The organism is Rhizobium sp. LjRoot30, from assembly GCF_964253915.1.
In the GTDB taxonomy this organism is placed as follows: domain Bacteria; phylum Pseudomonadota; class Alphaproteobacteria; order Rhizobiales; family Rhizobiaceae; genus Metarhizobium.
The window spans coordinates 243,246-267,060 of record NZ_CAXUSG020000008.1 but is presented as its reverse complement, the minus strand read 5'-3'; the positions used below and the strand labels follow the sequence as shown (position 1 = coordinate 267,060).

The following is a 23,815-nucleotide window of genomic DNA, read 5'->3' as shown; positions in this document are numbered from 1 at the left end:
GTCATCGACATTGCTGACAACATAAGCGGTCGTGATGGGATGGACCGATTATCCAATATAGAGCGCGTCCGATTTGCTGATGGCACCCTTGCATTCGATACGGACGGAAACGCGGGCCAAGCCTATCGCATTTATCAGGCCGCATTCGATCGCACACCTGATGCTGCGGGCCTTACCTTTTGGGTCAAAACGCTCGATGCAGGCAAGGGTTTACTGGGCGCCGCGGACGGTTTTGTCACCTCCACTGAGTTCCAGACTCTCTATGGGACAAATATTTCCAACCAAGCCTTTGTCGAGCAGCTTTACCAGAACGTGCTCGGCCGTGCAGGTGAGGAGGCCGGTATCGATTTCTGGACCGACCGAATGACAAACGGTGTTTCTCGGGCTGAGGTGCTGGCCGGGTTCTCAGAAAGCGCCGAAAACATTGCCGGTGTTGCCCCGGCGATTGCCGACGGGATCTGGTACACCTAATCGATGGTATGATCGGTTAAGGCCAATCCCAATAACAAGTCTCGCGTGAGCAAAAGCCGCGCAGCGTCCATCGCATATGTACCTGGCGGGCCTGACGCCGCCCGATTGGATCATCGCCAATCCAACAATCATCGGCCTGGATGGATCGAAAACCTACATCCACGATGAAGGCGGGAAAGATGAACGGCGGCTGCAGTGGGTGCCGTTTACCTAGCTGTACCTTGGACACAATTCGAGCTTTCGGTTATTTGGCCCTTTGACGGAATCGCTTTCCCTTGAAATCGCGATATCGTGGCCTTGGGAGCCTAATCCGATGACCAAAGCGAAGTCTTTCGCCGCTGAACTGATCCGCGCCGCCAATGAGGTCGAGAAGCTTGGCGATTTCGAGCTTCGCCGGCTGCTGGACCGGGCTGTAACGACCATTCGGGAGATGCGCGACGAGGTGGGCATACCGCCAAGTCACAACAAAGCGGACGCGGTGATCGACTTGCAGACCGTATCCGGGATGGTCAACATCGGCCGGCGGTCGAACGACGATGTCAAGGCGGCACTCCTCGATGCGGCGAGCATGATTAAGACGCTGAAAATCATACTGGATGCTGAGTAGATTGTGATACCGGCAGGAACTCGTACAGAGCATGACATATGGAACACGACGCAACGGAACGTGATTATCCGCCACCATTTGTTAATAGCTGGGACTCAGTTGGAATGATATTGTCAAGCCTATGAGTGAGAGAACGACAAAGAACGTCATTGCCGCGTTCACCGAAGAACAGGTGGAGCGCCTAACCGGTGTCACAGTGCGTCAGCTTCGCACCTGGGACCGGACGAAGTTCTTTGCGCCGAGCTTGGCCTATGAGGACCGCAGCCGCCCCTATTCACGGCTGTATTCCTTCCGAGACCTTGCCTGCCTCAAGGTTCTCAATGCCCTGCGGAATGAATCAAACGTCTCTCTTCAGCATCTACGCGAGGTCAAGCGAAAGCTCGCCCACCTCGGCGATGACGCATGGTCGAAAACCACCCTATACGTACTCAACAAGAAGGTCATCTTCGACAACCCGGAGACGAATTCGAAAGAGGAGATCGTTTCCGGTCAAGGCGTCTTGCAGATCCCGCTGAAGGTCGTAACCGGTGAGCTTCAAAGCGCCGTGGACGCCTTGCGTCGACGCGATGAGAGCGCCGTTGGGAAAATTGAGCGGCATAAGGGCACTGTCGGCAACAAGCCTGTAATTGCTGGCACCAGGATTCCTGTATCCACGATCAAGGAGTTTTCCGCTGCTGGCTATTCGGTCGAGCAGATCATGAAGGAATACCCGACCTTGGATCGAAACGACATCATCGCAGCAATCAACTTCGTGGATGCCGCTTGAAGAAACCAAGGAAACCTTTGCAATTTTTCCTGGATGCGAGCGTCCCGGATTCTGTTGGGAAGGTTTTAACAGACGCGGGCTTCCCGGTCATCTACCATCGAGAGGCGTTGACTGATGGGACGAAAGACCCTGTAGTCTGCCAGACGGCCTTGGAGAACGAAGCCGTTCTCGTTGCCGTCGACGCAGACATGAAGCAGCTCACGAAACGATTTGGAAAAACTGAGGACCGTTTCCAAAAGCTGGATCTCATCATGTGCTCCTGTAACGCGGTCATGATGGCCAAACGCGTTGAACAAGCCTTAAGCCTGATCGAGCACGAATGGCGAGAAAGCCAAGCCAAAGTTTCCAAACGTCTCTGGCTCGAAATCACAAATCACCACATTTTGACGTATAGGTAGGCATTCGTCACCGATTGGGTGCTTTTTGTGGATCGGGCCTCCGATTGGCGGCCTTGGCATAGCTCCACCATTAGAATGGGGCTGTGGAGACCGCCTTTGTCGCGACTATTTCCGCCCATGGCGAAATTATTGGCATCATAAATCGCATGCTCTTCCTCTTCGTGGAAACGCCTATGAAGAGGTTTTGTCAGGTTCTGTCAGCGTTTTGTCAGGACGTCAACAATCCATTTAACTAAATTATTACAAACACTTAATAGGTTTTGTCAGTTATTTCGGTTTTGTCAGAGGGGTAGAGATATATCCCCTTCTGGCAGTCGTTGTTTTGATTGGAGCTAGGTCTTTCGCCTGAGCGATTTGATGCATTTCCTTGGACCGAAAATCGACCGCATAGATAACTCTTCTCTCAATTCGTCCGCTTCGGTCCTCACCCTGGCGTCCACATCCGTCGGTGCGGAGGCGGGTCTAACCGATCCTCTTTCATCGCCAGCAAAGCTGTCGTTACGGCTCCGCTCCATTTCGCGCCGCAAAGCCAAAGATAGATCTTGCTTCGGGTAAACTGTTTTCCCCTCTCGCCCTTTGAAATACCTGATCCGTCCGTCGCGCAGCCAACGATTCAGAATTTGTGCGCTTAAAAACGGATAATCGTCGAGCACCTTGTCATGGAGAACTAGGTCATCAATCGTAAACGACGCAAACCGCTCCATGAGTGCGTCGGAGTCATCAGAATCTTTTGCCTGCATGGTCGCTAGACCTTCGGCTTAGCTAGCCGGACGCCGGGGCCGCCGTCGAGATGGGCGCCCGTATCCAAGAAGATTACGCCCGCAGCTTCGAAGCTAAGGCGGATTAGCTTTAGGTTGCTGACCCGCATTTCTCCGCCCTTCTCGAAAGCCCGGATTGAAACGGTGCTTATCGAGGTTTTCTCTGCAAGTTCCGACTGCGTCCAATTCAACAGGGCGCGAGCTGCACGGCACTGTGACGGCTCAATCATTACAAAACTTTCTTTTTTCGTAAGTTTGATATTGATATCGAAAGATACTCAAGTTATGTTAAACGCAAGTTAAGCGTCAAAATCAAAAGTTTCAAGAGGACATGGAAATGCCGAACAGCATCGTTCCGGCCAACGCCGAAGGCATGCCCAAATTCGATCGGGCAGCAATCATGCGCACAGCTTGGGAGATTGCCCGCAAGCGTTTCCCAAACATGAAGACGGCTGCTGATCGCCGCTTTGCACTGTCCGTCGCCCTCAAGTCCGCATGGATGACGGCCAAGTACGAAGTGCAGCAGGCGACAAAGACGGTCCACCAGCGCGCCGCCGCCCGCGTCGAGGAAATGAAGCTGGAGTTGATGCGCCTCGACGCTACCCCTTTCAAGATCCGCCTCGACGGCGACAAGCGGGCCGCTCTCGCCAGTCGTATCGATGCCATGACGAAGGAACTGGCCGCCATCCCGGCCTGATCCGCATACGCCGGCCGCCCGGCGACCGCCTACACCACCAAACCATGGAGATACCACCATGCCGAAACCTACTACGGCAGTCGGCGAAGCTATGCCGACAATTGATCGCCGCACGTTGCTGCTGGGGCTTGTTGCCACCGCTGTCAGGCCAGCCGAAGCCGGCGCCGCACGTCATGACCCGCTTCTCGACCTGATCAAAGCCTATCGGCAGGGCGTCATAGATTTTTACGCCGAGACGACAGACCAAGAATGGGAGGGGCTTTCGGATATCACCTACGGCCCGCACCTTGCCCGCATTGATCGGTGGGAAGGGCCAGCGGTTACTCGCGAAGGAGCAATTGAGGCGCTTCGCCTCTCCATCGACGATGTCGGCGGCGTTGCCGATTGCGATAGCGCCGAGCGAATGGTTCGGGCCGCTATCGGCTACCTCGAAAGCCTGCCGGCGTAACAACGGCTGATCATCTGAAAAATCCAATATGTGAGGAAACCATAATGCCGAACAAAGCTGTTCAGGCCGCTGGCGAAGCCATGCCTAAGACCACCATGCCGCAAATGACCGAAGCCTTCGCTCGCGAACGCATTGGCGTTCTGGGCCATGAAATCTCTCAGTTGCTCGATGCGGTGCCGGGCGCCCGCATGGTCGGAATTTCTGCCGCCGGCAAAAAGGAAAGCAAGGACAAGGTGCTGATCGGTTTCGGGGTGAACGAAGAGTTCTTCGATGAATCAATCCCTGAACAGCCATGGACGGCAGTCCACCGGCTTATGCGTGAACTCTCTATCGCGCTCGCCAAGTGTGACCAAGGCTCTTGGGCGGCTCATGTCTTGCCGGCCGGTGGGGATAAGAACGAATTGCAGATGCGGAAGCTCCCTCGTAGCGGCAACGACCTGCCGGAAATCGCGCTGGATCGCGTTGAGCGTCTGACCTTTGAGCTTGCCTCGGCTTTGAACGAGTACGCGGACGGAAATGTTCAGGCACTTGTGCCGCCGGCCACAGTCGCAGGCCATTCCGTCATGTTTACCAAAATCTCAGCGTGGAAAGGGAGGGCTTCCCGATGACCGTCAGCACCATGGAAACCGGACGCCGCCGCTTCCTTCTCGGCCTCGCCGCGGCCGCCACGGCAGCCGCCGCCCCATCGACTGTAGCAGCGAGGGTCGAAGAGAATCCAAGGCTCATCGCTTTGGCCGCCGCCCTGCCCGCGATTGCCGACACGTATCATGCTGCCGAAGCTGCCTATATGGAGCGGTGGCGCTACTGGAGAAAAGCAACTCCGCTCGCGCCGGACGCCGTCGCAAAGCGAGGCACAGGCTGCCCGAGAACGACGGTGCAGCCGGGCAGGACGGAAATGTACGTCCAAGGCGGCTATCTGTACCGGCAAGGAGAAGAGTTCCCCTCCCGCATCTTCACGACTGCCATTGAAATTCGGTGCGAGATCCAGAGCGTGCGCCGGAAAAAGCAGCGCGCCAAGAAGGCCGGCGCCATTGCTGACTTCCTCGCAGCCGAAGAAGAACTTGCCCAACTCGAAGCCAATGCCGCCGAAGCGCTCTCATACGAAAAGACGTTCAAGGAAGTTGAGGCCGCCGCCGAAGAAGAAATGGAGCGCCTTAATCGGCCTAAACAAGCCGCCTTATACGCCCTGTACGATCAGGTAGCCGCTATCATGGCCGAAGATGACCGGACCATGGAAGGCCTCATCGTCAAAGCCGAGGCATTGGCAGAGTGGGACCGAGTGGGCAGGCCGGACAACCTCATCGCTGCAGTTGAGGGCGATTGGCATGGCTCAATAGCCGCATCGATCCTCCGCCATGCGAAAGGCGGTGCCACATGAACGCCCGGGCGAAAATCCATCAGTTCCGTCGCGCCGAGCTGGAAACCCGCATTGAGGAAATGATTGCCCTCCTCGATACCCTTGACGGCGATCCGGACCTTGAAGACGGCGCTGATGAAGAGCCCAGTCTTGGCAGCCATCCCAAATACCGCAACGGCCGGCTGGAATACGATCTGGAAGGCGATACGGCCGATGAGGAGCCATCGCTTGGCTGGAGTGAACACCTCAACCAAGCCGCGGCCTCGCGCCTGTCCGGCTTCATCTTTGGCCCTGATCTTGAACAGGACGTCGGCCGACTGCCGGAAGGGTGTGGGATATGAGCAAAACCAAAATCGAAGACGCCTTAGGTGAAGCGATGAGCTTTGCCACGGCGATCCGCCTGGCCGCTTCCGCGATGGAGGCAGAGACCAATACGGCCCATACCTGCGCGTTGCAGCTTCTCGCCGAACAGGTGAGCGACCGCATATCCGACGCGCTCGCTCTGATCGACGATTTGCAGGACGCGCAGGAGGAGCCGAAATGCGCAGGCGGTCGGGGAGCGCGCAGGCGATGACCGGCCCCTCTATCCTGCAGGCCATAGCCGCTCACCGGCAAGCAATCCAGGTCGATGAAGCATCCTATGACGACGACGGCTCTCCTCTGTCGAAGGATCTGGCCGCCCGCACCGGAGCGGCTGAATCCTCCGCGTTCCAAGCGCTCGCCGTTGAGCCGTGCCGTTCGCACGCCGATATTCAAGCCAAGGTCCATTATCTGCTGACCGGCAGCGTGGGCGTGCGTACCCCGCTTATCGAGTGCTTCGGCTTCGACGAGTACGGCGGGGATGCGATGATCTATCAGTTTGTCGCCTCCCTCCTACTTCCCGATCCGGAGTAGCCGCCATGGTCGACGAACTGTCCGAAGCCATCGACCATAGCCATTGCGCTCTCAGCCTCCTGCTGACTGCCGAGGCGGCGTGCGAGGTGTTCAACACCGGCACTGGCGCCGAACACGCGGTCAAGCTTGCTGCAGCCATCGGCGGCACGATCCGCCAGGCCCGCGAACTCATCGAAGCCAATCACGAAACCCTGGAACTCATGCAGATCCGCAATGAGCGCCACAGCAAAGGAACATCGAAATGACCGGCCGTCTTATCTTCGTGGGCGAAATCAAAAAGCCCATTGCCAACTCCGTACACCATGCCGATGCACTGTCCTTCATGCGCCGGCTCCAGCCGATCGGCAGCGGCATCGACTATTGGGCCGTCGCCGACAGCGGCAAGCGCCAGCTTGACTTTCAGATGGGCCAGCGCCTTGGGAATGAATATCTGGAATTCATCGGCAATCATTCGACGCTGGGCAATGCCAACCTTCTCGGATGGATCGTCGAGGGTATGGCGCGCACGCTGGACCATAACGGCAAGATTGATGCATCTGCGCTCGGCTTCCTCAAAGTCGTCAACGACTACGCGATGGCCGCCGCCGCCATCCTTGCCATGCCAAGCACTCACGATGCAGCCGAATAGCGCATACTCCAGCATCTTCACTTTCGAGGCCGGCGTCTTAACCGCGATCTGCGTATGTTGTGCGGAGAGAGGGCGCCGCAACCAAATCATATTGCCCCCGGCATTGCCGGCTTGCAGATCGTGCCTGTAACCAGGGATAACGAGACATGACGCTAGCAGCACACGGAGACATCATGCCCGCCTATCATTTCACCTCCTCATGGCACCTTCCCTGGATTCTGGCTTCCGGCGCGCTAATACAGTCGACGCAACGTGTTGCCGATTTCCCTTCGCCAGATTTCATATGGGCAACGACTTCAGCCAGAGGAGACATGACGGCGACGGTGCGGAATGCTTACAGAGTGGGCATGGTGAAGCTGGTTAGATTCACATTCGAGGCGAACGAGTTTTTCCCTTGGGCGGAAGTGCCGAGCCGCTATCCAGAATGGACAGCCAAACATGTTGCGGCACTGGAGCGGACAGCAAGGTCGCAAGATGTCAGTGGCTGGCTTTGTCGCGCTAGCGCTCTCCCAGTTAGTTTAGCAAAGGCAATTGACGTTCGGACTTACACGAACAACGCATGGCGACCAGTCACTGATTTCGAGGTACGAGAAGTTAAGAATGCGGACGGATCGGAATGGCTGGCAATGCGGCTTCTCGGGGAGATTGAGGCTTCATCCCGCACGATAAGACGCGACGGCGGATTCATGTTTCAGGGCGGCGACCTCGCTTTGGCTTTCGATACGCTTCCGCTTGCGAAGCCCCCCTCTCCCTAATCACTTCGACCCGTGCCCATGCCGCAGGTCATGGTGCGCCCCTCTCCTCCATTCTGAAAAACAATCAAAGAAAATCAAAAGAGATTGAGCCAGGGCTGTTACAGCGCCTATAGCCGACCGGTGGCGACGGCGAACATGGCAAGCTGCCCCTAGCCGATTGGCGGGACATGCGGCGAACATACATGAACATTTGCTGAAATTCACAGGTGCAAGGCGAGCCCGCAAGCCCCTCGTAAGGCAGCAGGCCCGCCCGCACCATCCAAGGGCAGCCAGAGGCGCCACATGAAGGCTGGAGACCGTTAATGCGATCCGCCTTCGCCCGAGTTAAGAAAATCACTCAAATTGTCTGGGCGTCTCCGTCGGGCAGGAGTTTCACGCACATCATCGTTCACCCCGTACGCCCGATTTCGGATTTATTGTTCGCAAAATCACGAAAATGCAAGCTTACATCCGATCAAAGTAGCAAAGGTAGCGAATAAGTAGCATTGCAAACCGGCGCTAACGTTTTGAATTTAAACGATAGTAGCAAAGTAGCAAGAGTAACAGCACCTCGCCGGCCCCAGCAAACCTCTGCCGGTGTCGGAAGCTTACAAAAATTCGATCTACTTTTGGATTGTTTTCAAAATGGGCCCGCTCCTCAGCCGGTTGGCCTAGAACAAACATCCATGGAAAAAAAGCAGGAAATTCTGCGTCGTTAAACGAAAAGGGGATAAACGGGTGGATAGGGTAAATCGCATCCAGCTAAAAAAGGTTCAAATTCAAATAGATAGCGAGATTAAATGGCGCACCCGACAGGATTCGAACCTGTGACCTTTGGAATCGGAATCCAACACTCTATCCAGCTGAGCTACGGGTGCGTGCCGCGGCGAAAAGATTCGCTCGTCGTCTGGTGAGGCGTTCTTTAACCCAGGATCGGTTGCGCTTCAATGCGAAAATTGCGCCCCGGCGAACTATGATTGCCCGGCAGGCGGCAGCCGTGCGCCGGTGGCGGTCGAAACAGGCAGACCGGCGGCAGAACCGTAAAGGAGTTTCCCGCGCAGCCGGCATGCTGTACAGGGCGGAAACACCTCAGGAACAATATGGAAGCCGCCATGCAGTTGATCGATCCGAACCACCCTACCTACCGACCGCTCTGGGTGCGGCTGGCGATCGTTGGTTCCTGTTTCGGCTGGGCGATCGTCGAGCTCGTGGCGGCGCAGCCGTTCTGGGCCATTCTTGCCGGCGCAGCCGGCGCCTATGCTGCCTACATGCTGCTGCTGACCTTCAATCCGCAGGACCCGCCTGCCGCGACCGGCACGGTCGCCGACGATCCCGAGGATGACGAGGAGACCCCGGTCGAAAAAAAGCAGGACTGAGCGCAAGCCCCCTCCTCCATCCATCGGCACTGCGCGCCGCCGGAGCATTCCCGGCAACACGCATCCTGCCTCGGAACAAGAAGACAAGAAGTTTTCGCACGCGCGGAAATGCAGCGGCGATCCGGACGACGGGCGTGCCCAGCCTCATGCCCCCAACCGGCGCAACGCCTCGTCGATCATCAGGTTGGCGATGGTCATGCGGATCGTGGCGTTGTCGCGAAATTTTTCGGGTACGCCGTCGGGATGGTTGGTCTTGGCAAAAAGCCTGCGTTTCTCGTTGAGCCGCGACACGCCGTCGGCCGGCGACAACGCAAGATCCTCGGCGATCTCTTCCGGCGAAAGCCGCAAGAGATGCTCCGGCATCACCGGCTCCACCTCCGGCGGCGGCTCCATACCCTCCAGAACATCAAGATAGGATCGTTCGGCATGGAGGCTGCCGATGGCACCTTCCGTGGTCGCCGCAACAAAACCGGTGGAAAAACCGCGCACGCGATAGGCGGAGGCCGCCGGCGCCTCCTCTTCTTCCTCGGATTTTTCCTGCTCCAGCCGCTCCAGCACCGACTGGAACAGCGATTGGCCGAACAGCATGTCGTCTCCTTCGTTGGCGGCCACAATGCCGGCCGGAGATGGCGCCGGGCTGGTCATGCGGCCGGCAGGCGCAGGCTTTCCTCCAGAATGATGTCGTAGAGCAGCCGGGCGCTCGGCGGCAGTTCGCGTTCGCGCACGGTGATCAGGCTGTAAGGCTTGACGTTGATCTCGAAATCGATCGGCAGGATGCGGATCTCGCCGGCCCGCGAACTTTGCCCGGCCAGGAACTGCGCCATGTCGACGGCGACAGGGGCGATCGCATCCGACTTGCAGATCACCGCCGCCGTCAGCAGCAGTGACGAGGTGTTGATGATGTTTTCCGGCAGCGGCACGTTGGCGGTGACGAAAATATCCTCGACCGTGCGCCTGAGCAGCGTGCCGGGCGGCTGGAATACCCAGTCGAAAGCCGGCAGGTCTGCCAGGCTGGCCGCCGGCTTGTCCAGAAGCGGATGCCCTTCGCGCACCATCAAACAGGCGCGCTCGATGCCGATCTCGTGCACATGGAACAGGCGCGGGTTGAGATCGTCGGGGATGCGGCCGATGACGAAATCATGGCGCGCCGCCAGCAGTTCGCGGGCCAGCACGTTGCTCGTCTCCACCTGGACGTTGATCTCGATGCCGGGATAACTCGCCGTCACCTTGTGGATCGCCGGCACCACCAGGCTGATCGCCGGCGCGGTGACTGCGCCGATGAACACCGATCCGCCATTGCCGGTACGCAACTCCGCCAGTTCCCGGTTGGCCTCGCGCAGTTCCAGGAGAATTTTTCGCGCCCGCTTGGCCAGAGCCGCACCGTATTTGGTCAACACGACGCCGCGCGCCACACGCTCGCAGAGCGGCGTGCGCAGGATCGATTCCATTTCCGACAGCATGCGCGACGCAGCCGGCTGCGAGATGTTCATGGCTTCGGCCGCAGCGCTGATCTGGCCATGATCCTCGATGGTCACCAGCATGCTGAGATGCGTCAGCTTCAGCCCCGACTTGAGAAGCGCCAGCGCGTCGATATCGGCGGAAAGCGGTGTATTTTCAGGCCAGGCTGGCTGGGAATGCTTTGTCATGTTAGCCTCTCCGGCGAAGGCCGGCAGTGAAATTCTTAATGCGTTCACTATATCATTTTTGATATGGGAGGCGCAATTTATTCGATTTGACAGGTATGGGAAAAAAGACGAGTTTGCGGACGTGTGCTGGGAGCAGATAAAAAGGCTGGCGAGATCATCATGGCGTCTTTCAGACCCGTTGATGCGCTTGTTCTCGACTGGCCACAGTTTCGAGGCGGGTGTAACTAAGACCCGCCGCATTGATCACTAAGGGAGAGAGAAATGAAGACCCTTCTTTCGTTGTTCGCAGCGACCGCCATCGGCGTCGCGTCGTTCGTCATGCCTGCGCTGGCGCAGGACAAGGGCGTCGTTGGCATTTCCATGCCGACCAAGACCTCCACGCGCTGGATCTCGGACGGCGAGACCATGGAAAAGCTGTTCAAGGAAGCCGGCTACACCCCGGACCTGCAGTTTGCTGACGACGACATTCCGAACCAGCTCGCCCAGATCGAGAACATGGTCACCAAGGGTGCCAAGGTTCTCGTTATCGGCGCCATCGACGGCACGACGCTGTCCGATATCCTGCAGCGCTCGCACGATGCAGGCGTCAAGGTCATCGCCTACGACCGCCTGATCCGCGATTCCGGCAATGTCGACTACTACGCCACCTTCGACAACTTCCAGGTCGGCGTTCTGCAGGCAACCAGCCTCGTCGACGGCCTCAAGGCCAACTTTGCCGGCGTAAAGCCGTGGAACGTCGAACTCTTCGGCGGTTCGCCGGACGACAACAACGCCTTCTTCTTCTATGATGGCGCCATGTCTGTCCTGCAGCCGCTGATCGACAGCGGCGACATCGTCGTCAAGTCCGGCCAGACCGGCATGGAACAGGTCGGTACGCTGCGTTGGGACGGTGCCGTTGCACAGGCCCGCATGGAAAACCTGCTGTCCTCGACCTACACCGACGGTCACGTCAATGGCGTTCTGTCTCCGTATGACGGCCTGTCCATCGGTATCCTGTCGGCTCTCAAGGGCGTCGGTTACGGTTCCGGCGAACTGAAGATGCCGATCGTTACCGGCCAGGACGCAGAGCTTCCGTCGGTCAAGTCGATCCTTGCCGGCGAGCAGAACTCGACCGTCTTCAAGGACACCCGCGAACTGGCAAAGGTTGCCGTGAGCATGGTCGACTCGCTGATGCAGGGCAAGGAGCCTGAAGTCAACGACACCAAGACCTACGACAACGGCGTCAAGGTCATCCCGTCCTACCTGCTCAAGCCGGTTGCGGTCGACAAGACCAACGCCAAGGACATCCTGACGAAGTCCGGCTATTACACCGCCGAGCAGATCGACAACTAATCCTCGCTATTTGGCCGGGGGTCCGCGTTTCATCGCGGATCCCCGTACGATATAGAGGTATTTTATTGCCGGCTGGCCCCGCGCTCACGGTGCGGCCGCCCTGGAATGTGACTGACATGGAAAACATCATTCTCGAAATGCGGAATATTACCAAGACGTTTCCGGGCGTGAAGGCGCTCGACAACGTCAACTTCAAGGTCCGCGAAGGAGAGATCCATGCGCTCGTCGGCGAAAATGGCGCCGGCAAGTCGACATTGATGAAGGTCCTCAGCGGCGTCTATCCCGCCGGATCCTACGAGGGCGAGATCCATTACGATGGACAAGTCCGCGCTTTCTCCACCATTTCCGATAGCGAACATCTCGGCATCATCATCATCCACCAGGAACTGGCTCTGGTGCCGTTGCTGTCGATCGCCGAAAACATCTTCCTCGGCAACGAGATCGCCGCCAAGGGCGTCATCGATTGGCCTGAAACCTTTTCCCGCACCCGCGAATTGCTGGCCAAGGTCGGCCTGAAGGAAGCCCCTTCGACCCTGATCACCGATATCGGCGTCGGCAAGCAGCAGCTGGTCGAAATCGCCAAGGCACTGTCGAAGAAGGTACGCCTGCTGATCCTCGACGAACCGACCGCCTCGCTGAACGAAACGGATTCCGACGCGCTCCTGCAGCTGCTCATGGAATTCCGCAACCAGGGCCTGACGTCGATCATCATTTCGCACAAGCTCAACGAGATCAAGAAGGTCGCCGACAAGATCACCATCCTGCGCGATGGCGGCACCGTCGAAACGCTGGACTGTCACAAGGAAGACATCAGCGAAGACCGGATCATCAAGGGCATGGTCGGTCGCGACATGGAAGACCGGTATCCACCGCGCGAGCCAAAAATCGGTAACGTGCTGCTCGAAGTGAAGAACTGGAACGTCTTCCACCATCAGCACCGCGACCGGCAGTTCCTGCACGACATCAATTTCAACGTCCGCGCCGGCGAAGTCGTCGGCATCGCCGGCCTGATGGGCGCCGGCCGCACCGAAACCGCCATGAGCATCTTCGGCCGCTCCTGGGGCCACAAGATCACCGGCGAAGTGTCGATGCACGGCAAGCCCGTCGACGTCACCACCATCCCGAAGGCGATCGATGCCGGCCTTGCATACGTCACCGAAGACCGCAAGCATCTGGGTCTCGTGCTGATCAACAACATCATGCACAACACCTCGCTTGCCAATCTTTCGGCGGTGGCCAGCAACGGCGTCATCGACACGCGGCGCGAAGCCCAGGTCGCGACGGACTACCGTTCGCGCCTGCGCATTCGCTCGCACTCCATCTATCAGGAAGCAGTGAACCTTTCCGGCGGCAACCAGCAGAAGGTTGTCCTGTCGAAATGGCTGTTCACCAATCCGGAAATACTCATCCTCGATGAGCCCACGCGCGGTATCGACGTGGGTGCCAAATTCGAGATTTATTCCATCATCAACCAGCTTGCCGCAGAAGGCAAAGGCATCCTGATGATTTCGTCGGAAATGCCCGAGCTCCTGGGAACCTGTGACCGCATCTACGTCATGAACGAAGGGCGCATCGTTGCCGAGCTTCCCAAGGAAGAGGCAAGCCAGGAATCGATTATGCGCGCCATCATGCGCTCTGGGGAGAAAAACTAATGTCCGGCGAAACCAGCGCTTCAAACACCGCTTCGATCGGAAGCTACCTTCGAAACAACATCCGCGAGTACGGCCTTCTGGTCGCGCTCGTGGTGATCATGGTGTTCTTCCAGGTCATCACCCAGGGCGTGCTGTTCCGGCCGGTCAACATCACCAACCTCGTGCTGCAGAACTCGTTCATCGTCATCATGGCGCTGGGCATGCTGCTGATCATCGTCGCCGGACATATCGACCTGTCGGTCGGCTCCATCGTCGCCTTCATTGGCGGCCTGTCGGCGATCATGCTGGTGAAATGGGGCCTGCATTTCTCTATCGTCGTACCGATCTGCCTGATCCTCGGCGGCGTTGCCGGTGCGATGCAGGGTTATTGGGTCGCCTACCAGAAGATCCCGTCCTTCATCGTGACGCTGGCCGGCATGCTTGTCTTCCGCGGCCTGACCTATCTCGTGCTGCAGAACCGCCCGATCGGCCCCTTCCCGAAGGACTTCCAGCTGCTGTCGACCGGTTTCGTTCCGGACCTCCTGTCTTTCGCCAACCCGGCGCCGACCGTCGTCACCAACTTCTTCGCCCTCGTTGTCGTCGTCGCCCTGGTCATTGCCGCCGTCTATTTCGGCCTGAAGAAGCGCCGCACCAACGAGCTGCACGGTTCGGAAAACGAGCCGATGGTGTTCTTCGCCCTGCAGATGGCCATCATCGGCGCCGTCGCGATCTTCATCGGCTTCCAGCTGTCGACCTATCGCGGTTTCCCGAACGTGCTGGTCGTCATGGCGCTCCTCATCGCGCTCTACACCTTCATCACCAACCGCTCGACCATCGGCCGTCGCATCTACGCGCTCGGCGGCAATGAAAAGGCAACCAAGCTTTCGGGCATCAATACCGAGCGGCTGACCTTCTACGCCTTCGTCAACATGGGCGTGCTCGCTGCCCTCGCCGGCATGATCATCGCCGCCCGCCTGAATTCGGCCACTCCCAAGGCCGGTGTCGGCTTCGAACTGGACGTCATCGCGGCGTGCTTCATCGGCGGCGCTTCGGCTTCCGGCGGCGTCGGCAAGATCACCGGTGCGGTCATCGGCGCCTTCATCATGGGCGTGATGAACAACGGCATGTCGATCATGGGCCTCGGCATCGATTACCAGCAGCTCGTCAAGGGCCTGGTGCTGCTCGCAGCCGTCTTCTTCGACGTCTACAACAAGAACAAGGGCTGAGCCGAACGGCCAGCCCCAAATAGCAAGAGTGTGGAGTTGGCCGCCTTCGGGCGGAACGGGATCCCTTTGACTCCTCTCGACCCGGAAAAGGAACGAACGCATGTTGATTTCTCAGGTCAAGGGCACGGACGGCACCATCGTCGTCGCCGTGCGTGAAGTCGGTGGCGAAGCGAAGGCCGTCATCGGCGCCGGCAGCGTCTACGCGCTGGCCATGGAAGCGGCCAATGCCGGCAAGAGCCTGGCGGACGTGATCGCCGCCAAGGGTCTCGGTGAAACCGTCGATCTCGAAAAAGCCTATGCCGAAGGTCGGTTCCTGCCGCCGATCACCCATCCCGATCCGGCGCACCTGCACCTGACCGGCACCGGCTTGACCCACCTCGGCTCGGCAGCAACCCGCGATTCCATGCATAAGAAGGCCACCGAGGCGGCAGAAGAAACGCTGACCGACTCGATGAAGATGTTCAAGATGGGCATCGAGAACGGCAAGCCGAAGGCCGGCGAAAAAGGCGTGCAGCCGGAATGGTTCTACAAGGGCAACGGCACCCAGGCCGCTGCCCCAGGCGCCGACCTGATCTCCCCCTCCTTCGCGCTGGACGGCGGCGAGGAGCCGGAAATGGCCGGCATTTATGTGATCGCCGACGACGGCACGCCGTTCCGCATCGGTTTTGCGCTCTCCAACGAGTTCTCCGATCACGTCACCGAGCGCATCAACTACCTCTACCTCGCCCATTCCAAGCTGCGCATGGCAAGCTTCGGCCCCGAAATCCGCATAGGCGCGGCTCCGGACGATATCCGCGGCCTGTCGCGCATCAAGCGCGGCGCTGAGGTGATTTTCGAAAAGCCGTTCCTGTCGGGCGAAGCGAACATGTCGCACACCTTCGCCAACCTGGAATACCACCACTTCAAGTACGGCCTGTTCCGCGCACCGGGCGATATCCACGTCCATATGTTCGGTACGGCCACCCTGTCTTTCGCCGATGGCATCAAGCCCCAGACGGGCGATGTCTTCGAAATCGAGGTGAGCGAATTCGGCTTGCCGCTGCGCAATCCCCTGGCGGTCGCCGCCGAGGAAGAGATCGTGGTGCGGCAGCTCTAGTTCACCGAAAGGTCCGCCGTATCCTCCCAAGGCGGCGGACCTCTTCCCCCTATCCGAAAAGGAGGCTCCCGGAGCCATGACCATCTATCAGAACCTGATCGCCGGCGAATGGATCGGCACAAACGCCACCGCCAACATCAACCCGTCCGATACAAACGACATCGTCGGCCAGTACGCCAGCGGTAGCGCCGCCGACGTCGCGTCTGCGATTGCCGCCGCCAAGGCCGCCTTCCCGGCCTGGTCGCGTTCCGGCATTCTGGAGCGCCATGCGATCCTGAAGAAGGCCTCCGACGAGATCATCGCCCGCAAGGAAGAGTTGGGCCGCCTGCTCGCCCGCGAAGAAGGCAAGACCCTGCCCGAAGCCATCGGCGAAACCATCCGCGCCGGCCAGATCTTCGATTTCTTCGCCGGTGAATGCCTGCGCCTTGCCGGCGAGGTGCTGCCCTCCGTGCGTCCCAACATCGGCGTCGAGATCACCCGCGAGCCGCTCGGTGTCATCGGCATCATTACGCCGTGGAACTTCCCGATCGCCATCCCCGCCTGGAAGATCGCCCCGGCGCTTGCCTATGGCAACACCATCGTCTTCAAGCCCGCCGACCTCGTCCCGGGTTGCGCCTGGGCCATCGTCGACATCCTCCACCGCGCCGGTCTGCCCAAGGGCGTGCTCAACCTCGTCATGGGCAAGGGCTCCGTCGTCGGCCAGGCCATGCTCGACAGCCCGGATCTCGCCGGCATCACCTTCACCGGCTCCACCGGCACCGGCAAGCGTGTCGCACTTGCCTCCATCGAGCATAACCGCAAGTTCCAGCTGGAAATGGGCGGCAAGAACCCGATGATCGTGCTCGACGATGCCGACCTCACCGTCGCCGTCGAAGCGGCCGCCAACTCCGGCTTCTTCTCCACCGGCCAGCGCTGCACGGCATCATCGCGCCTGATCGTCACCGAAGGCATCCACGACAAGTTCGTCGCAGCACTCACCGAAAAGCTGAAGACGCTGACCGTCGACAACGCCCTGAAGGCCGGCACGCATATCGGCCCGGTGGTCGACGAAAAGCAGCTGAAGACCGACACGGATTACATCGAGATCGGCAAGTCGGAAGGCGCAAAACTCGCCTTCGGCGGCGAATTGGTGAAGAACGAGACGCCCGGCTTCTATCTGCAGCCGACACTGTTCACCGAAGCGACCAACAGCATGCGCATTTCGCGTGAAGAGATTTTCGGCCCGGTCGCCGCCGTGATCCGCGTCAAGGATTACGACGAGGCGCTTGCCGTCGCCAACGACACGCCGTTCGGCCTGTCGGCCGGCATCGCCACGACGAGCCTCAAGCATGCGACGCATTTCAAGCGCAATTCGGAAGCCGGCATGGTGATGGTCAACCTGCCGACTGCCGGCGTCGATTTCCATGTGCCGTTCGGCGGCCGCAAGGGCTCCTCCTTCGGTCCGCGCGAGCAGGGCAAGTATGCGAGCGAGTTCTTTACAACCGTCAAGACCGCTTACACGCTGGCCTGACATTTCCGACGATCCGGGCCGCCATCGACAGACGGCTCGGCATCAACGAGGGTAAGAGAATGAAGAAGAAAGCAGAATGGCCCCGCAAGCTGCGGTCGCAGGAATGGTATGGCGGCACCAGCCGTGACGTGATCTATCATCGCGGCTGGATGAAAAACCAGGGTTATCCGCACGACCTGTTCGACGGGCGCCCGGTCATCGGCATCCTCAACACCTGGTCGGACATGACCCCGTGCAACGGCCATCTGCGCGAACTCGCCGAAAAGGTGAAGGCGGGCGTCTGGGAAGCCGGCGGTTTCCCGCTCGAGGTGCCGGTGTTCTCGGCCTCCGAAAACACGTTCCGCCCAACGGCAATGATGTATCGCAACCTCGCCGCTCTGGCGGTCGAGGAAGCGATCCGCGGCCAGCCGATGGACGGCTGCGTGCTGCTGGTCGGCTGCGACAAGACCACGCCGTCGCTGCTGATGGGTGCGGCCTCGGTCGACCTGCCCTCGATCGTCGTCACCGGCGGTCCGATGCTCAACGGTTATTTCCGCGGTGAGCGCGTCGGCTCCGGCACGCACCTCTGGAAATTCTCCGAAATGGTCAAGGCCGGCGAGATGACGCAGGCCGAGTTCCTCGAGGCAGAAGCCTCGATGAGCCGTTCTTCGGGCACCTGCAACACCATGGGCACCGCCTCGACCATGGCGTCGATGGCCGAAGCGCTCGGCATGGCACTCTCCGGCAACGCCGCCATCCCCGGCGTTGATTCCCGCCGCAAGGTCATGGCTCAGCTCACCGGCCGCCGGATCGTGCAGATGGTCAAGGACGACCTGACGCCGTCCGACATCATGACCAAGCAGGCCTTCGAGAACGCCATCCGCACCAATGCGGCCATCGGCGGCTCGACCAACGCCGTGATCCACCTGCTCGCCATCGCCGGCCGCGTCGGCATCGACCTGACGCTCGACGACTGGGACCGCTGTGGCCGCGACGTGCCGACCATCGTCAACCTGATGCCGTCGGGCAAATACCTGATGGAAGAGTTCTTCTATGCCGGCGGCCTGCCCGTCGTGCTGAAGCGTCTGGGTGAGGCCGGCCTGCTGCACAAGGATGCGATGACCGTTTCCGGCGAGACCATGTGGAACGAGGTCAAGGACGTCGTCAACTGGAACGAGGACGTCATCCTGCCGGCCGAGAAGGCGCTGACGCAATCGGGCGGCATCGTCGTTCTGCGCGGCAACCTGGCGCCCAAGGGCGCGGTGCTCAAGCCGTCGGCCGCCTCCCCTCATCTGCTGGTCCATCGTGGCCGTGCGGTCGTGTTCGAAGACATCGACGACTACAAGGCCAAGATCAACGACGACAATCTCGACATCGACGAGACCTGCGTCATGGTCCTGAAGAACTGTGGCCCGAAGGGTTATCCGGGCATGGCCGAAGTCGGCAACATGGGCCTGCCGCCGAAGGTGCTGAAGAAGGGTATCACCGACATGGTGCGCATTTCCGACGCCCGCATGTCCGGCACGGCCTATGGCACCGTCGTGCTGCACACCTCGCCGGAAGCGGCGGTCGGCGGCCCGCTCGCCGTCGTCAAGGACGGCGACATGATCGAACTCGACGTGCCCAATCGCCGCCTTCACCTCGATATTTCCGAGGAAGAGCTGGCGGCGCGGCTTGCCGAATGGCAGCCGAACCACGAACTGCCGGCCTCCGGTTATGCCTGGCTGCACCAGCAGCAGGTGCAAGGGGCCGACACCGGCGCCGACCTCGGCTTCCTCAAGGGATGTCGCGGCAACGCTGTCGGCAAGGACAGCCACTAAACGCATATCGCGTCACAACGCATCGATGAAAGGCGGGGCTCTGGTCCCGCTTTTTTCGTTTCGGCGGGGCGGACACCGACCGGCCGGGAAACGAACAAGCGTCAATTTGACCCGGACCGGGGAGCGGATTAAGGTATTGATCTGTAAGAGCCGGCGGATGCTTCCGCGCTCCGAGCCAAAGGAGCTTTGTGGGATGGATGAAACGGTACCGCCCGGCATGGATCGGCAGCCCGAATCGGTTGCATCCCGGCTGGACGTCCGGCTTCTGCGCACGCTCTATGCCATCACCAAGGCCATCTCCAGCGATCTGGATCTCGATCGCATCGTGCAGGTGGTGACCGATGGCGCGACGGAACTGACCGGTGCGAAATATGGTGCCTTCTTCTACAACATCCCCGGCGTCGAAGGGCCTCATTTCAGCCTCTACACGCTTTCCGGCGCACCGAGATCGGCGTTCGAGCGGTTTGGCCTGCCGCGCAAGACGGCGGTCTTTGCCCCGACCTTCGACGGTACCGGCGTCGTTCGGTCCGACGATATCCGCCAGGATCCCCGTTATGCGAAGAACGAGCCGCTGCAGGGCATGCCGACGGGCCATCTCCCCGTTGTCAGTTACCTCGCCGTTCCGGTGATTTCGCGCACCGGCGAAGTCCATGGCGGCCTGCTGTTCGGCCACGACCTGCCCGGCATGTTCTCCGACGAACATGAGGAACTGGTGCAGGCCGTCGCCTCGCACGCGGCAATCGCCATCGACAATGCCCGGCTGCTCCGCGCATCGCAGGCGGAGGCCGAATTCCGGCGCAAGGCACACGAGTCTTCTGCCCTGCTCGCCGCCATCGTCGAATCGTCGGAAGACGCCATCATCAGCAAGACGCTGGCGGGAACGATCACCAGCTGGAACCAGGGCGCCGAGCATATTTTCGGCTACAAGCCCGCGGAGGCGATCGGCAAACCGATCACCATTCTCATCCCCGAAAACAAGATGGACGAGGAAAAATCCATTCTGGCACGGGTCGGCCAGGGGGAACACGTCCTGCATTTCGAAACGGTGCGCCTGCGCAAGGACGGCACCCTGATCGACATTTCGCTGGCCATTTCCCCGATCCGCGGCGACGACGGAACCATCATCGGCGCATCGAAGGTGGCACGCAATATCACCGAGCGAAAGCGGGCGGCGGAACGCCAGGGGCTGCTGCTGCGGGAAATGAACCATCGCATCAAGAACCTGTTTGCCCTGACTGGAGGGCTGGTTTCGCTTGCGGCCCGCAGTGCCGAAACGCCAACCGATCTTGCACGATCCCTGAAGGAACGCCTTACCGCGCTGGCCCGCGCGCACGAAATGACCCTGCCGCCGATGCAACCCGATGGCACGCTTCTCGAAGCCGGCACGACGATCTTCACCCTGCTGAACGCCCTTGTTGCACCCTATCAGAATACAAACCGCGATCGTGTCTGCCTTGCCGGCACCGATATGCGCATCGGCACAGGAAAGGTGACCAACCTTGCATTGCTGCTGCATGAATTCATGACCAACGCGGCGAAATACGGATCGCTATCGACACCGAACGGCAAGTTGCAGGTCGATTGTCAGTTGGAACAGGACGAACTGCGACTGAAATGGGTCGAGGCCGACGGCCCTCCGGCCCGTCCCGCCGAAAATGTCGGTGGCTTCGGAAGCCGTCTCGAAGAAACGCTGAAACGCGGCATGAATGCCACCATCGAGCGCGATTGGCAGACCACCGGCCTGATCATCCGCATGACGCTTCCCGCACGGCAGTTGCAGGACTGACCCTTCCTCCAGAAAGAACCGAACGTGCCGCCCGGACGAACATGCCGTCCGGCGCGTCCGCTTTCCGTTGCCTCCATTCAGCCGGCAGTGGGATTATCGTCATCGATCCGGTTGTTTTCAATTCTCCTAAAAACGCTTTTCATGCACACAAAATTATGAAATAGTCCCCTTCATCAGGAGGGAGCCAGTTGCATGCGTAACGTCAGCGGTCACGGTAAAAAACTTTCCTATTACGATTTCGGGCATACGACGGTCTATGCCTCGCGCTTCGATCAGCGCTTCCCCTATTGTGCTTATGTGCCCGATGACTACGAGGAAGACGGCGAAAAGACCTATCCTCTGGCGGTGATCGTGCACGGTACCGAGCGCGGCATGCTTGCCTACCGCGATGCGTTCGCCGATTTTGCCGAGGCCAATGGCGTGATCGTTCTCTGCCCGCTCTTTCCAGCAAACATCTGCTTCCCCGGTGATCTTTCATCCTACAAAATGCTGAGAGCAGGCGACCTGCATTATGATGCCGTCATGCTCGATATGATCGCCGAGATGCAGGAAAAATACCGCATCGAGGGCGACCGGGTGATGATGTATGGCTTCTCCGGCGGCGGCCATTTCACCCACCGGTTCTTCTACCTCCACCCCGAGCGGTTGCTGGCCGCCTCGATCGGCGCGCCCGGCGTCGTGACCCTGCTCGACTTCGACCACGACTTCTGGGTCGGCGTGCGCGATTTCGAAAAGGTCTTCGGCAAGACGATCGACCTTGCGGAAATGCGCAAGGTCGCGGTGCAGATGGTCATCGGCGGCGATGATCTCGAAACCTGGGAAATCACCATCACACCCGACGACGCCTGGTACATGCCGGGCGCCGATCTGGCCGGCGCCACCCGCAACGACCGAATGCGGGCGCTGAAACACAGCTTCGAGAAGCATGGCATCGCCGTGCGCCACGACATCGTGCCCGGTATCGCCCATGACGACCGGGAGCTGATCGCCGAGGTCAAGGACTTCTTTGCACAAACGCTGGACGCAATCCGCGCGCGCTCCTGACGATAACAAAGCGGGGAACAATCGGAGACAACCATGAACCGGACATTCTTGATTTCGACGGCGCTGGCAGCAGGTCTGCTGTTTGGCGCCGGAGCGCAGGCCAATACGCTGAACATCCGCATCAATGCCGATATCCGCGGCACCGAAGGCCTCAACCGCGACGCCAACACCGACACCATCCTGCACCACGTCTTCGAAACGCTGGTCGGCTTCCGCGACGACCTGACCATCGGCCCGGCGCTCGCGGAAGCCTGGAGTGTCTCCGACGACGGCAAGACCTACACCTTCACGCTCCGCGACGGCGCGACCTTCCACAACGGCGATCCCGTCACCTCGGCCGATGTCAAGTGGAACTGGGACCGGCGTGTCGCGGCCGGCGCCGAATGGTTCTGCAACGCCTTCTTCGACGGGTCGCAGGGCCTGAAGGTCGATGCAGTGGAAACGTCCGATCCGCGCACCGTCGTCTTCAAGATCGCCGAGCCGAATGCGCTGTTCCTGGCGCAGCTTGCCAACATCCAGTGCAACGGCTGGATCGCCAGCCCGAAGAATGTCGGCGCCGACGGCAAGTGGATTGCCGACAGCGCCATCGGCAGCGGTTCCTTCAAGCTGAAGGAATGGCAGAAGGGCCAGTACATCACGCTGGAGAAATATGCCGACTACAAGCCGCTGAAGGAAAAGGCGAGCGGATATGCCGGCGACCGTACGGCCTTGGTCGACGAAGCGAAATTCATGATCATTCCGGATACCTCGGCCGCTGAAACCGCGCTGTTTGCCGGCGAGGTCGACGTGCTGCCGAACTTCGAATCGCAACGCATCGAGGACGCCAAGGGCCGCGGCCTGCAGGTGATGACCACCGCCGGGCTCTCGCTGACGCCGCTTCTGATCCAAACCAACGATCCCCTGATGTCGAACGTCAAGCTGCGCCAGGCGATTGCCCACGCCATTGACTTCAAGCAGATCGCCGCTGCCCGCACGGCGGGGCTTGCGGAATTCAACCCCTCCGGCGTGCCGCAGGCCAGCGCCTTCTTCGACCAGGATTTCCTGAAGTGGCCCGATTACAACCCGGAAACCGCCAAGGCGTTGCTGGCCGAGGCCGGCTACAAGGGCGAGACGATCAAGATCCAGACCAACACCCGCTACCAGGGCATGTATGAAAACAGCGTGCTGGTGCAGGCGATGCTGGCCGGCGCCGGCATCAATGCCGAGCTGGAAGTGCTGGATTGGGCGGCCCAGCTCGACAACTATCTTGCCGGCAAGTTCCAGATGCAGTCCTTCGGCTATTCCGCCCGCCTCGACCCCTCGCAGTTCTACGGCATCATCATCGGCGACAAGAAGACCGATCTCACGGCGCAGTGGGGCAGCACCGAGGCCTACGACCTCTACCTCAAGTCGACCAAAACCACCGATTTCGAGGCGCGCAAGGCGATCTTCAAGCAGATCCACGAATTGATGGCAAAGGACGTGCCGATCCTCGGTCTCTATTACGAGCCGGTGGTCGCCGCGGTTGGCGCCAAGATCGAAGGTTACGCCGTCTGGCCGGCCGACAAGGAGCGGGCCTGGGGTGTGAAGAAGAACTGAGACTTCGTATCAGCGCAGGCCGAAGGCGGGGAG

27 protein-coding genes and 1 tRNA gene are annotated in these 23,815 nt (G+C 59.8%); 23 read left to right on the top strand and 5 right to left on the bottom strand.

All coding sequences use genetic code 11. The annotated features are described in order from the left end of the window. From ACSQ3I_RS18005 to ACSQ3I_RS17990, 4 genes are all read left to right on the top strand, one after another. Nucleotides 1-471: DUF4214 domain-containing protein (locus ACSQ3I_RS18005; RefSeq protein ID WP_436001158.1), on the top strand; the 471-nt coding region annotated here is incomplete at its 5' end. 313 nt (nucleotides 472-784) lie between these two features. Continuing rightward, a complete protein-coding gene (locus tag ACSQ3I_RS18000) occupies nucleotides 785-1,078 on the top strand; it encodes a hypothetical protein (RefSeq protein ID WP_436001156.1) in 294 nt (97 codons plus the stop codon). A gap of 121 nt (nucleotides 1,079-1,199) precedes the next feature. Beyond that, the gene (locus ACSQ3I_RS17995) at nucleotides 1,200-1,844 is read left to right on the top strand and encodes a DUF433 domain-containing protein (RefSeq protein WP_436001154.1); all 645 of its coding nucleotides are present in this window, start codon (nucleotides 1,200-1,202) and stop codon (nucleotides 1,842-1,844) included. Then, entirely contained in the window at nucleotides 1,841-2,242 is a 402-nt protein-coding gene (locus ACSQ3I_RS17990; protein ID WP_436001152.1) for a DUF5615 family PIN-like protein, read from the top strand. The genes ACSQ3I_RS17995 and ACSQ3I_RS17990 overlap by 4 nt, the downstream gene beginning before the upstream one ends. Before the next feature lie 332 nt (nucleotides 2,243-2,574). Here ACSQ3I_RS17990 and ACSQ3I_RS17985 read toward each other — a convergent pair whose 3' ends face one another. Beyond that, on the bottom strand, nucleotides 2,575-2,982 hold the full coding sequence (locus ACSQ3I_RS17985) for a hypothetical protein (protein WP_436001150.1): 408 nt from the start codon (nucleotides 2,980-2,982) through the stop codon (nucleotides 2,575-2,577). Nucleotides 2,983-2,987: 5 nt separating this feature from the next. Continuing rightward, a complete protein-coding gene (locus tag ACSQ3I_RS17980) occupies nucleotides 2,988-3,230 on the bottom strand; it encodes a helix-turn-helix domain-containing protein (RefSeq protein ID WP_436001148.1) in 243 nt (80 codons plus the stop codon). A gap of 107 nt (nucleotides 3,231-3,337) precedes the next feature. Here ACSQ3I_RS17980 and ACSQ3I_RS17975 point away from each other — a divergent pair, with 107 nt between their 5' ends. The 9 genes from ACSQ3I_RS17975 to ACSQ3I_RS17935 are packed head-to-tail and all read left to right on the top strand — an operon-like array spanning nucleotide 3,338 to nucleotide 7,024. Continuing rightward, entirely contained in the window at nucleotides 3,338-3,697 is a 360-nt protein-coding gene (locus ACSQ3I_RS17975) for a hypothetical protein (protein WP_436001146.1), read from the top strand. Nucleotides 3,698-3,755: 58 nt separating this feature from the next. After that, on the top strand, nucleotides 3,756-4,145 hold the full coding sequence (locus tag ACSQ3I_RS17970; RefSeq protein WP_436001145.1) for a hypothetical protein: 390 nt from the start codon (nucleotides 3,756-3,758) through the stop codon (nucleotides 4,143-4,145). A gap of 44 nt (nucleotides 4,146-4,189) precedes the next feature. Further along, a complete protein-coding gene (locus ACSQ3I_RS17965; RefSeq protein ID WP_436001144.1) occupies nucleotides 4,190-4,753 on the top strand; it encodes a hypothetical protein in 564 nt (187 codons plus the stop codon). Beyond that, nucleotides 4,750-5,523 carry a hypothetical protein gene (locus tag ACSQ3I_RS17960; RefSeq protein ID WP_436001143.1) on the top strand — a complete coding sequence of 258 codons (774 nt, stop codon included), beginning with the start codon at nucleotides 4,750-4,752 and terminating at the stop codon, nucleotides 5,521-5,523. Before ACSQ3I_RS17965 ends, ACSQ3I_RS17960 begins: the two co-directional genes overlap by 4 nt. Further along, on the top strand, nucleotides 5,520-5,843 hold the full coding sequence (locus ACSQ3I_RS17955) for a hypothetical protein (protein ID WP_436001142.1): 324 nt from the start codon (nucleotides 5,520-5,522) through the stop codon (nucleotides 5,841-5,843). The genes ACSQ3I_RS17960 and ACSQ3I_RS17955 overlap by 4 nt, the downstream gene beginning before the upstream one ends. Then, the gene (locus ACSQ3I_RS17950) at nucleotides 5,840-6,076 is read left to right on the top strand and encodes a hypothetical protein (protein ID WP_436001141.1); all 237 of its coding nucleotides are present in this window, start codon (nucleotides 5,840-5,842) and stop codon (nucleotides 6,074-6,076) included. The genes ACSQ3I_RS17955 and ACSQ3I_RS17950 overlap by 4 nt, the downstream gene beginning before the upstream one ends. Further along, nucleotides 6,073-6,396, top strand: a complete 324-nt coding sequence (locus ACSQ3I_RS17945) for a hypothetical protein (RefSeq protein ID WP_436001140.1) — start codon at nucleotides 6,073-6,075, stop codon at nucleotides 6,394-6,396. The genes ACSQ3I_RS17950 and ACSQ3I_RS17945 overlap by 4 nt, the downstream gene beginning before the upstream one ends. A 5-nt stretch (nucleotides 6,397-6,401) precedes the next feature. Then, entirely contained in the window at nucleotides 6,402-6,641 is a 240-nt protein-coding gene (locus ACSQ3I_RS17940) for a hypothetical protein (protein WP_436001139.1), read from the top strand. Then, nucleotides 6,638-7,024: a hypothetical protein gene (locus ACSQ3I_RS17935; RefSeq protein WP_436001138.1), complete on the top strand. Its 387-nt coding sequence runs from the start codon at nucleotides 6,638-6,640 to the stop codon at nucleotides 7,022-7,024. Before ACSQ3I_RS17940 ends, ACSQ3I_RS17935 begins: the two co-directional genes overlap by 4 nt. Nucleotides 7,025-8,559: 1,535 nt before the next feature. On the opposite strand, the gene ACSQ3I_RS17930 is transcribed toward ACSQ3I_RS17935, so the two are convergent. Then, nucleotides 8,560-8,636: transfer RNA gene (locus ACSQ3I_RS17930), tRNA-Arg, on the bottom strand. 234 nt (nucleotides 8,637-8,870) lie between these two features. Between ACSQ3I_RS17930 and ACSQ3I_RS17925 the strand changes: the two genes are divergently transcribed. Continuing rightward, complete coding sequence (locus tag ACSQ3I_RS17925) at nucleotides 8,871-9,134, top strand: hypothetical protein (protein ID WP_436001137.1); 264 nt, start codon at nucleotides 8,871-8,873, stop codon at nucleotides 9,132-9,134. Nucleotides 9,135-9,278: 144 nt separating this feature from the next. Here ACSQ3I_RS17925 and ACSQ3I_RS17920 read toward each other — a convergent pair whose 3' ends face one another. Together ACSQ3I_RS17920 and ACSQ3I_RS17915 are read right to left on the bottom strand one after the other, a co-directional pair. Then, nucleotides 9,279-9,722 carry a hypothetical protein gene (locus tag ACSQ3I_RS17920; RefSeq protein ID WP_436001136.1) on the bottom strand — a complete coding sequence of 148 codons (444 nt, stop codon included), beginning with the start codon at nucleotides 9,720-9,722 and terminating at the stop codon, nucleotides 9,279-9,281. A 53-nt stretch (nucleotides 9,723-9,775) separates the two neighbouring features. Next, on the bottom strand, nucleotides 9,776-10,780 hold the full coding sequence (locus ACSQ3I_RS17915) for a LysR family transcriptional regulator (protein WP_436001135.1): 1,005 nt from the start codon (nucleotides 10,778-10,780) through the stop codon (nucleotides 9,776-9,778). A 261-nt stretch (nucleotides 10,781-11,041) separates the two neighbouring features. Here ACSQ3I_RS17915 and chvE point away from each other — a divergent pair, with 261 nt between their 5' ends. From chvE to ACSQ3I_RS17870, 9 genes are all read left to right on the top strand, one after another. Next, the gene (gene chvE / locus ACSQ3I_RS17910; RefSeq protein WP_436001134.1) at nucleotides 11,042-12,112 is read left to right on the top strand and encodes a multiple monosaccharide ABC transporter substrate-binding protein; all 1,071 of its coding nucleotides are present in this window, start codon (nucleotides 11,042-11,044) and stop codon (nucleotides 12,110-12,112) included. Nucleotides 12,113-12,228: 116 nt separating this feature from the next. Continuing rightward, nucleotides 12,229-13,764 carry a multiple monosaccharide ABC transporter ATP-binding protein gene (gene mmsA, locus ACSQ3I_RS17905; protein WP_436001133.1) on the top strand — a complete coding sequence of 512 codons (1,536 nt, stop codon included), beginning with the start codon at nucleotides 12,229-12,231 and terminating at the stop codon, nucleotides 13,762-13,764. Continuing rightward, nucleotides 13,764-14,969 (top strand): multiple monosaccharide ABC transporter permease, encoded by a 1,206-nt coding sequence (gene mmsB / locus ACSQ3I_RS17900; protein ID WP_436001132.1) that lies wholly within the window; start codon nucleotides 13,764-13,766, stop codon nucleotides 14,967-14,969. The genes mmsA and mmsB overlap by 1 nt, the downstream gene beginning before the upstream one ends. 100 nt (nucleotides 14,970-15,069) lie before the next feature. Then, on the top strand, nucleotides 15,070-16,065 hold the full coding sequence (gene araD1 / locus ACSQ3I_RS17895) for an AraD1 family protein (RefSeq protein WP_436001130.1): 996 nt from the start codon (nucleotides 15,070-15,072) through the stop codon (nucleotides 16,063-16,065). Between the two features lie 76 nt (nucleotides 16,066-16,141). Beyond that, nucleotides 16,142-17,575 carry an aldehyde dehydrogenase family protein gene (locus ACSQ3I_RS17890; protein ID WP_436001128.1) on the top strand — a complete coding sequence of 478 codons (1,434 nt, stop codon included), beginning with the start codon at nucleotides 16,142-16,144 and terminating at the stop codon, nucleotides 17,573-17,575. A gap of 59 nt (nucleotides 17,576-17,634) precedes the next feature. Further along, nucleotides 17,635-19,374, top strand: coding sequence for an L-arabinonate dehydratase (gene araD, locus ACSQ3I_RS17885; protein ID WP_436001126.1), 1,740 nt, complete (start codon nucleotides 17,635-17,637; stop codon nucleotides 19,372-19,374). 193 nt (nucleotides 19,375-19,567) lie between these two features. Beyond that, the gene (locus ACSQ3I_RS17880; protein ID WP_436001124.1) at nucleotides 19,568-21,160 is read left to right on the top strand and encodes a PAS domain S-box protein; all 1,593 of its coding nucleotides are present in this window, start codon (nucleotides 19,568-19,570) and stop codon (nucleotides 21,158-21,160) included. Nucleotides 21,161-21,352: 192 nt separating this feature from the next. Then, nucleotides 21,353-22,204: an alpha/beta hydrolase gene (locus ACSQ3I_RS17875; protein WP_436001122.1), complete on the top strand. Its 852-nt coding sequence runs from the start codon at nucleotides 21,353-21,355 to the stop codon at nucleotides 22,202-22,204. A 33-nt stretch (nucleotides 22,205-22,237) separates the two neighbouring features. Further along, nucleotides 22,238-23,782 carry an ABC transporter substrate-binding protein gene (locus tag ACSQ3I_RS17870; protein WP_436001120.1) on the top strand — a complete coding sequence of 515 codons (1,545 nt, stop codon included), beginning with the start codon at nucleotides 22,238-22,240 and terminating at the stop codon, nucleotides 23,780-23,782. Nucleotides 23,783-23,815: the final 33 nt, after the last annotated feature.